The organism is Micromonospora echinofusca (genome assembly GCF_017614955.1).
In the GTDB taxonomy this organism is placed as follows: domain Bacteria; phylum Actinomycetota; class Actinomycetes; order Mycobacteriales; family Micromonosporaceae; genus Micromonospora; species Micromonospora echinofusca_A.
The window spans coordinates 1-8320 of the sequence record NZ_WVUH01000315.1; the positions used below are offsets into that span (position 1 = coordinate 1).

Annotated in this window: 9 protein-coding genes; 4 read left to right on the forward strand and 5 right to left on the reverse strand. The window is 74.6% G+C overall.

The window, feature by feature from the left end; all coding sequences use genetic code 11:
* The 3 genes from GSF22_RS26775 to GSF22_RS26785 form a co-directional block, all read left to right on the forward strand.
* On the forward strand, positions 1–1009 hold a 1009-nt coding region (locus GSF22_RS26775), incomplete at its 5' end, for a FecCD family ABC transporter permease (RefSeq protein ID WP_208816508.1).
* A 1-nt stretch (position 1010) separates the two neighbouring features.
* Positions 1011–1835 carry an ABC transporter ATP-binding protein gene (locus tag GSF22_RS26780; protein WP_208816509.1) on the forward strand — a complete coding sequence of 275 codons (825 nt, stop codon included), beginning with the start codon at positions 1011–1013 and terminating at the stop codon, positions 1833–1835.
* A 55-nt stretch (positions 1836–1890) separates the two neighbouring features.
* Positions 1891–2871, forward strand: coding sequence for an ABC transporter substrate-binding protein (locus GSF22_RS26785; protein ID WP_208816510.1), 981 nt, complete (start codon positions 1891–1893; stop codon positions 2869–2871).
* Positions 2872–2967: 96 nt separating this feature from the next.
* Here the strand turns inward: GSF22_RS26785 and GSF22_RS26790 are convergent, their stop codons facing one another.
* Together GSF22_RS26790 and GSF22_RS26795 are read right to left on the reverse strand one after the other, a co-directional pair.
* Positions 2968–4218 carry an SLC13 family permease gene (locus GSF22_RS26790; RefSeq protein WP_208816511.1) on the reverse strand — a complete coding sequence of 417 codons (1251 nt, stop codon included), beginning with the start codon at positions 4216–4218 and terminating at the stop codon, positions 2968–2970.
* Between the two features lie 139 nt (positions 4219–4357).
* Positions 4358–4579, reverse strand: coding sequence for a DUF2188 domain-containing protein (locus GSF22_RS26795; RefSeq protein WP_208816512.1), 222 nt, complete (start codon positions 4577–4579; stop codon positions 4358–4360).
* A gap of 147 nt (positions 4580–4726) precedes the next feature.
* Between GSF22_RS26795 and GSF22_RS26800 the strand changes: the two genes are divergently transcribed.
* Positions 4727–5782 carry a linear amide C-N hydrolase gene (locus tag GSF22_RS26800; RefSeq protein WP_244454187.1) on the forward strand — a complete coding sequence of 352 codons (1056 nt, stop codon included), beginning with the start codon at positions 4727–4729 and terminating at the stop codon, positions 5780–5782.
* Between the two features lie 39 nt (positions 5783–5821).
* On the opposite strand, the gene GSF22_RS26805 is transcribed toward GSF22_RS26800, so the two are convergent.
* The 3 genes from GSF22_RS26805 to GSF22_RS26815 form a co-directional block, all read right to left on the reverse strand.
* Positions 5822–6733 carry a pentapeptide repeat-containing protein gene (locus tag GSF22_RS26805; RefSeq protein ID WP_307804355.1) on the reverse strand — a complete coding sequence of 304 codons (912 nt, stop codon included), beginning with the start codon at positions 6731–6733 and terminating at the stop codon, positions 5822–5824.
* A gap of 102 nt (positions 6734–6835) precedes the next feature.
* A complete protein-coding gene (locus tag GSF22_RS35845) occupies positions 6836–7882 on the reverse strand; it encodes a T3SS (YopN, CesT) and YbjN peptide-binding chaperone 1 (protein ID WP_208816513.1) in 1047 nt (348 codons plus the stop codon).
* On the reverse strand, positions 7869–8228 hold the full coding sequence (locus tag GSF22_RS26815; protein ID WP_208816514.1) for a hypothetical protein: 360 nt from the start codon (positions 8226–8228) through the stop codon (positions 7869–7871). Before GSF22_RS26815 ends, GSF22_RS35845 begins: the two co-directional genes overlap by 14 nt.
* Positions 8229–8320 lie beyond the last annotated feature (92 nt).

Here is an 8320-nt window from a genome sequence, read left to right on the forward strand (position 1 = left end):
GGGTACCCCCACCACCGTCGCCCCCACCCGTCGCCGGGTCGGCGTGCTGGTGGCCGCCCTGCTCGCCGGTACCGGACTGCTGGCCGTCTGGGCACTCACCCTGGGTGACTACCCGATCGGCCTGGCCGGGGCGGCCCGGGCCGTGGTGGGCGCCGGTCCGCAGGCGGACCTGCTGGTGATCCAGCAGTGGCGGCTGCCCCGGGTACTGGCCGCCCTGCTGGGCGGGGCGGCCTTCGCGGCGGCCGGGGCACTGTTGCAGTCGTTGCTGCGCAACCCGCTCGCCTCACCCGACGTGATCGGCATCAACATGGGCGCCACCGTCGCCGCCGTGGCCAGCATCGTGCTCGGCGTGCCGGGCCTGTTCGTACCCGGTGGGGCCCTGCTCGGCGCGGTCGCCGCCGCACTGCTGCTCGCGGTGCTCGGCTGGCGCGGCGGCATCGGCGCCGACCGGCTGGTCCTGATCGGCATCGCGGTCCAGGCCGGGCTGTACGCGGTCAAGACGTTCCTGCTGCTGCGCTGGCCCGACGACGTGGTCCAGCAGGCGGTGATGTGGACCATCGGCACCCTCTACAACCGGACCTGGTCGGAGGTGGCGGTCGCCGCCGGCGCACTCGCCGTGCTGCTGCCCGCCGCCCTGCTCCTGCTGCGCGCCCTCGGCGTGCTCGACCTCGGCGACGACCTGGCCACCGGGCTCGGCCTGCGGGTACGCCTCACCCGGGCCGGCATCCTCGCGGTCGCCGTCGGCTTCGCCGCGATCGCGGTCGCCCTGGCCGGCCCGCTGCCCTTCGTGGCCCTCGCGGTGCCCTTCCTGGCCCGGCTGATCGCCGGCCCGCTCAGCCCGGCGACGTTGCTGCTCGCGGTGGTGCTCGGCGCGGCGCTGCTGCTCGCCGCCGACGTGGTCGCCCAGCACGCGCTGCCCACCGCGCTGCCCGCCGGGGTGGTCACCGCCTCCGTCGGCGCCCCGCTGTTCTTCTGGCTGCTCTGGCGGCACCACCGCAGGGAGGCATGACGTGACCGAGTTGACCGGCCGCGACCTCACCCTCGCCTACGACGGGCGGGTGGTGGTCGACGGCGTCGACGTCGACCTGCCCGCCGGACGGTTCACCGTCATCGTCGGGCCGAACGCCTGCGGCAAGTCCACCCTGCTGCGTGGGCTGGTCCGGCTGCTCGCGCCGACCCGGGGCGCGGTCCTGCTCGACGGCACCGACATCAGCCGGGTACCCACCCGGGAGGTGGCCCGGCGGATCGGCCTGCTGCCCCAGTCACCGGCGGTACCGGCCGGGCTGACCGTGGAGGCCCTGGTCCGGCGGGGCCGCTTCCCGCACCAGGGACTGCTGCGCGGCTGGACCCGGGCCGACCAGGAGGCCGTCGACCGGGCGCTGGACCGGGCCGGCATCGCCGCGCTGCGGACCCGTGAGGTCGACGAACTCTCCGGTGGTCAGCGCCAACGCGCCTGGATCGCGCTCACCCTGGCCCAGGAGACCCCGCTGCTGCTGCTCGACGAACCGACCACCTACCTGGACATCCGGCACCAGTTCGACGTGCTGGACCTGGTCGCCGGCCTGGTGCACGAGGGCCGGACGGCGGTCGCCGTGCTGCACGACCTCAACCAGGCGTGCCGGTACGCCGACCAGCTCGTGGTGCTGAAGGCCGGCCGGGTGGTGGCCGCCGGCCCGCCCGCGCGGGTCCTCACCGCCGACCTGGTCACCGACGTGTTCGACCTGCCCTGCGACCTGATCCCCGACCCGGTCACCGGTACCCCGCTGGTGGTGCCGCACGACCGGCGCCCGCACCGCCGACCGGCCGTCGAGGCCGCCGGCACCGTCACCGGCTGACGCCAGCCCATCCATGGTCACCCACTGACCGCCAGCTCACCGAGAAAGGCTCCCCATGCGTTCCGCCCTTCTGCGCCGGCTCACCGCCGCGCTCGCCCTCGGCGCCGTCCTCGGCCTCACCGCCGCCTGCGGCGGGGACACCGACACCGACCCGGCGCCGACCGACGCGGCGGCCGGCTTCCCGCGTACCGTCCCGCACGCCATGGGCAGCACCACCATCAAGACCAGGCCGGAACGGGTGGTCGTGCTGGACACCCCGGAGGCCAGCGCCGCCCTGCTGGCCGGCGTGAAGCCGATCGCGGCGGTCTCCGTCGACCCGGTCAACAAGACCTACCCGGCGCACGTGCGCGCCGAACTCGACGGGGTGCCGGACGTCGGCCCGCTCGCCGAGCCGAACATCGACAAGATCCTCTCGCTCAAGCCGGATCTGATCATCTCCTCGAAGCAGCGGCACGAGAAGATCTACGACCGGCTCAGCCAGATCGCCCCGACCGTCTTCGCCGCCACCCCGGGCAGCGGCTGGCAGCAGAACATCAGCCTGTTCGCCCAGGCGATGGGGCGGGAGAAGGAGGCCGAGGCGGCGCTGACCGCGTACAAGGCGCGGGCCAAGGCCCTCGGTGAGGCGGTCAAGGCCAAGAACAACGGCACCATGCCGACCTTCTCCATCGTCCGGTTCGTCGACGGTCCGACCCGGCTGTACCAGCCCAGCAGCTTCAGCGGCACGGTCCTGGCCGACGCCGGCCTGGCCCGCCCGGCCAGCCAGCAGGACGCCACCGCGGTGATGACCGAGATCGGACCGGAACTGATCGAGAAGGCGGACGCCGACTACGTCTTCGTCTGCGCCTACGGCGACCCCGCCAAGACCCAGCAGGCCGCCGTCCAGGCCAGCCCGCTGTGGAACAGCCTGACCGCGGTGAAGAACCAGCGCATCGTGCCGGTCAGCGACGACACCTGGATGACCGGCATCGGCGTGCAGGGCGCCCACCTGATCCTCGACGACATCGCCAAGGCCGTCGGCGTCGACGCGCCCCGCTGACGGGTAGCCCCGTGCACCTGCGGGCCCGGGCCGACCAGGCCCGGGCCCGTGGCGTCCGGGTGCCCCGGACGGTACCGCCGCCCGGCCCCCCACCGCTCAGCGGACCAGCAGCAGCGCACCGACCCCGGCGGCGGTACCGACCAACGCCAGCACCGCCCCGGTGGCGCAGAACCGACCCAGCGGTATCCGTACCCCGGCCGCCCGGCACCGCTCGTACCAGATCAACGTGGCCAGGGACGCCCACGGGGTGGCCAGCGGACCGACGTTCACCCCGATCAGCAGGGCCAGCAGCACCGTGGTGTCCGACGCCCCGACCACCGCCTCCCCGGCCACGTACGCCGGCAGGTTGTTGACCAGGTTCGCGGCCAGCCCACCCACCGCCGCGGCCCGGACCGCGCCCACCGCGCCCGCGTCGGTGCCGACCAGCGCGGCCATCAGGTCGTGCAGGCCGTACCGGCCGATCGTCCCGACCACCAGGAACAGCCCGGTGACCAGGACCAGCAGGCGCCACGGCACCAGCGCCGGACGCAGCGCGCGCCGGGCCCGCAGCCCGAAGGCGAGGACCAGGACCCCCGCCGCCGCGCCGGACGCGACCCCGATCGGTACGCCGACGAGGATGCCGACCACGAAGAGCAGACACGCCGCGACCGCGACGTGGTGCAGCACCCGGTCCGCCGGTACCGGCCGCTCCGGCCGGGGGAGGTCGCCGGACGCCGGCCGGGCGGGCCGCCAGTACCAGTACCAGAGCAGCACCATCGTCACCGCGACCGCCGCGAGCTGCGGTAGCCACATCCGCCCGGCGTAGGCCACCGGGGTCAGCCCGATCCGGTCGGCGGCGAGGATGTTGGTCAGGTTGGCGACCGGCAGCAGCAGGCTGGCCGTGTTCGCCAGCCACACCGTGGTCATGGCCAGCGGCAGCGCCGGCACCGCCAGGCTCCGGGCCAGCGCGAGCAGGACCGGGGTGAGCAGGACCGCCGTGGTGTCCAGGTTGAGCGTGGCGGTGGTGACCGAGGCGAACCCGACGCAGAGCGCGAAGAGCGCCGCCCAGCTACCCCGGGCGGCGGTCGCGAGCCGGGCGGCGAGGACGTCGAACACCCCGGCGGCGGCGGTGAGTTCGGCGAGTACCACCACGGTGCCCAGGAAGAGCAGCAGCGGCACGATCCGGGCGAGGGTCGCGGTGGCCTCCGCGCCGGGGAGCAGCCCGGTCGCCACACAACCGGCACCGGTCAGGGCCAGTCCCACCGCCACCAGGTCCAGCACGTGCCACCGCCGCCACCGGGACCGGCCCGGGGTGGTGGACGGGGCGGTCGTCGGAGGCGGTCCGGTCGACGGGGAGACGGGCGCCACGGTCGCGGATCATCGCACATCGACCGGCTGACCAGGGCCGGTCCCTTCCCGCCGGACCCGGGAGGGGCGACCGGGGAACGCACGACCGTGCCCGCCCCGGGAGGAGGAGGCGGGCACGGAGGATCAGGTGCGCGGCGGTTCAGCCGGCCGGCGGGTACGGGTCACCCTGGTAGGTGTACTCGGTCTCGATCCGTCCGTCGGCGGTGTGCACGACGAGCTGGCTCGGTTCGCTGGCCCGGGCGGCCTTGCGGCCCGCGTCGACCGCCACCTGCTTGGTGTCGTACGTGCCGACCTCCCGGCCGCCCTGCTCGACCTTCCACCGGCCGCTGTTCGGTACCACGTGGTATTCGGTCCGCTTCATGTCCGCCCCTTTCGTCTCCCTCGACCGGTCAGATACCCCCACCGGCCGGCCGGAAACACGCGATCGTCCACACCGGTACGCTCCGGCGGCGCCAACCGTCCACACCGGCTGGACAACCGGGGAGCAGGCTTCTAGCGTCCTGTGGTTATGCGACGAGGGCTGGTTCTGCGACGACGTGTGGTACTCGCCGGAGTGCTGCTGCTGGCGATGGCCGGCTGCGCCGACGGCGCGGCGGCCCCGACGGCGGCCACCACCCCGGCCGGTCCGGGCGGTACCCCGGACGGCGCGGCGGCCACCGCGCCGGTCGGCTCGTCCCGGCAGACCCCGGCCGAGATCGACCGGACGCTGGCCAGCCTGCGCCGCGTCGACGACCTGCCGCTGTACGAGATGACCTACACCGGGGACTACGACCCGACCACCGGCCTGGACCCGGCGCCGACGTCGCCGTTCGGCTGCTCGCTCTTCGTCGCCTCCGGGGACCGGGACCGGCCGTTGTTCGCCCGCAACTTCGACTGGGACCCGCATCCGGCGATGCTGCTGCGCACCGACCCGCCGGACGGGTACGCCAGCGTCTCCGTGGTGGACCTGCACTACCTGGGGATCGACGGTGCGCCGCAGCCGGGTGACCGGCGGCTGCTCGACGCGCCGCTGCTGCCGTTCGACGGCATGAACGAGCGGGGCCTGGCGATCGGGCTCGCCGCCGACGACACGGCCACCGCGACGCCGGAGCCCGGGAAACCGAAGGTGGGCAGTGTCCGCATCCAGCGGCTGGTGCTCGACCAGGCCGCCACGGTCGACGAGGCGGTGGCCATCTTCGGCCGGTACAACCTCGACTTCGAGGGCGGGCCACCCCTGCACTACCTGCTCGCCGACGCCAGTGGTGCCTCCGCCGTGGTGGAGTTCGTCGACGGACGGATGCGGGTACAGCGCGGTACCGGCCCCTGGCAGGCCCTGACCAACGTGCCGGTCATCGGGGTACCCGCCGACAAGCTGCGCACCGACCGCCGGTACGCCACCATCGAGGCGGCGTTGACCCGCTCCGGTGGCCGGGCCGACGCGACCGCCGCCCTCGGCATCCTGACCGACGTCGCCCAGTCGCACACCCGCTGGTCGGTGACGTACGAGCTGCGCACCGGTGCGGTCCGGCTGGTCGCCGGGCAACGGTGGGCGAAGACGTACCAGTTCCAACTCGCCGGTTCCTGACCGCGCCGGGCTGCTGACCGCGCCGGGCGGCCCGGGGTGTCAGCGGTGTCCGGAGGTCGGCCGGGTCCGCCGGTCCCGCCCGGTGTGCCCGCGCCGGACCGGGGCGAGCGGAAGTGCCCCCCAGTGCGCCGGGTGGGCCAGTGCCGGCGACAGCCGGGTGGTCCGGTCACCGCGTGCCGCGTCGAGCTGGGCCTGGACCAGGAAGATCGCGTCCCGCAGGTCCGTGCCGCGCAGGTCCGCCCCGCGCAGGTCCGCCCCGATCAGGTCGGCGCCCCGCAGGTCCGCCTGACGCAGGTCGGCGCCGATCAGGTACGCCCCACGCAGGCTGGCCGCGCGCAGGTCCGCGCCGCGCAGGTCGGCCCCGATCAGGTCGGCGCCCCGACGGTCGGGTCCGGGGCGACCGTGGCGGGCCCGCGCCTGCTCGCTGGCACGCAGCAGCAGCCCGTTCACCCGCTGCCGTAGCTCGCCCACGTCCAGCGCGAGCAGGTCGGCCGGGGTGCCGGCGGTACGGGCAGCGGTGTGCTCCCGGGCGGCGGCCAGCTCGGCGGCGAGCGGCGCGTCCGGGGCCAGGGTCAGCGCCTCGGCGAGGTACCAGAGCAGTTCGTGCAGATGCCGCATGACCGCGAACACCTCGAACATCTCGCCGGCCCGCTGGGGCGCGGTCCGCCAGTTCCCCGTCGGGTAGGTGACCTGGGTGACCTGCTGCCCGGCACCGAAACAGTCGAAGACCGTGCAGCCCGGAAAGCCCTTCTGCCGCAGCTGCGGGTGGATGCCGCAGCGGAAGTCGGTGGCCAGGTTGCGGCAGGGCTGCCCGGCGGGCTTGTCGACGGCGAAGTCCGCCGAGCGGGCGAAGGCCGGTGCCACGCAGCACAGCCCGGCGCACCGGGCGCAGTCGGCACGCAGGTGACGCCGCTCGTCGCCGGACGGGTGGGACGGGGACTGCGCGGACACTGCGACGGATCTCCTGCCGGTCGGAAGCGCGGCTGAGCCTACCAACCCGCCGTCCGGTCCGCGCCGTCCCGTCGGGCCGGTCGGGCCGTCCGCCCGGGGCGGCTATGCGGGCCGGGTCCGTCGCCCGCGTAGGACGTCGATCACCTCGTCCAGCCGCCCCTGCCGGGTCAGCAGCCGTAGCAGCGGCCCGGCCGCGCTCCAGTCGTCGTCGTTGAGAGCCGCCCGCAGCACCGGTACCGCGTCGTCGGCCCGGCCCTGGGCGGCCAGCAGCGTCGCCAACTCCGCGCGGGCACTCGGTTCGCCCTGGTCGACGGCGCGGCGCCACCACCGCTCGGCCTCGACGTCCTGGCCGTCGGCGTGCAACAGTCCGGCCAGCCGCGTCGCGGCGTGGCCGTCCCCACCGTCGGCCAGGGAGCGCAGCTCACCGAGGCGGCGTCGTTCGGCGAGCAGTTCGACCAGGACGCTGCGCGCCGATCCGGCCCCCCGGGCGGCCAGCCGGCGCAGGTAGTTGGTGGGATCGGGTACCGCGGAGAGCCCGGCCGGAGCCGAGTCGAAGAACCGCTTCCCGCCGAACTCGGCCCGTAACCGGTCGTCGAGATCGTCGGCGAGGTGGTGCATGTCCTGGACGGCCATGGCGAGATGGCTGGGCTGGAAGTCCTCACCCACCACGGGGACCGAGGCCCAGACCGTGTCGCCGGTGCAGTAGACCCGACCGATCGGCAGGTCGTTGGTGTGCTCGGAGAGCCGCCGGTAGAGACTCTCGCTGGGCTGCACCCCGGTGAGCAGCGGAGAGAACACGTCCACCAGCGGCGGGTCCTCCTGCGCCCGTACGAAGATCATGGCGGACCCGGCGCGGATGCCGATGTTGCCGTCGGAGTCCATCCGGAGCTGGTCGGGCGGGGTGTCCAGCAGCCCGGTCAGGACGGCCTTGACCCGGTCGAGCAGTTTGTCCCCCTGGGCGGCGTCGGCGTGCAGCCGGGCCGCGTCGAAGCCGGCCGCTCCGCTGGGCCCCGCCCGGGTCACCGGTCGGGCGGCCAGCGCCGCCGCCAGTCGGGTACGGGCGGGCAGCGGGTAGGACGCCGTGGTGGTCGACGGCCGGGCCGCCAGGGCGTCCACCAGGCGGGCGAGGAAACCGTCATGCGCCGTCATCGGAGTGTCCTCCCGGGGTGTCCAGCTCCCGGCCGGGGGGCTGGTCGAGCACCCGGATCTGGTCGAACATCTTGGCGATGACCAGCGGCGCGGTGACCCCGAGGATGAAGGTCGCGAACGGGTCGTCGGCCACCCCACCCGCCCCGGCGGCGGCCGCCAGGCCGGTGCCGGCGAAGGTGCGCAGCGACACGGCGAGCAGGACGATCGGCCGGTCCCGTCGGTCCCGCCAGGGCCACTGCCAGCGCCCCTTGGACTCGGTGCTGGGGCGCATCATCGCGTACAGGTTGAGCGCCTCGGCGACTCCGCTGCCGACCAGGCCCCAGATCGCGGCTATCCACAGTGGCACGTCCCTACCCTACGCAGGCCCCGCCTCCGTACGTATCGACGGGGTTGAGGTCGGTCGGGAGGCTCTGCTCAGCCCCTGTCCGAACTGTACGC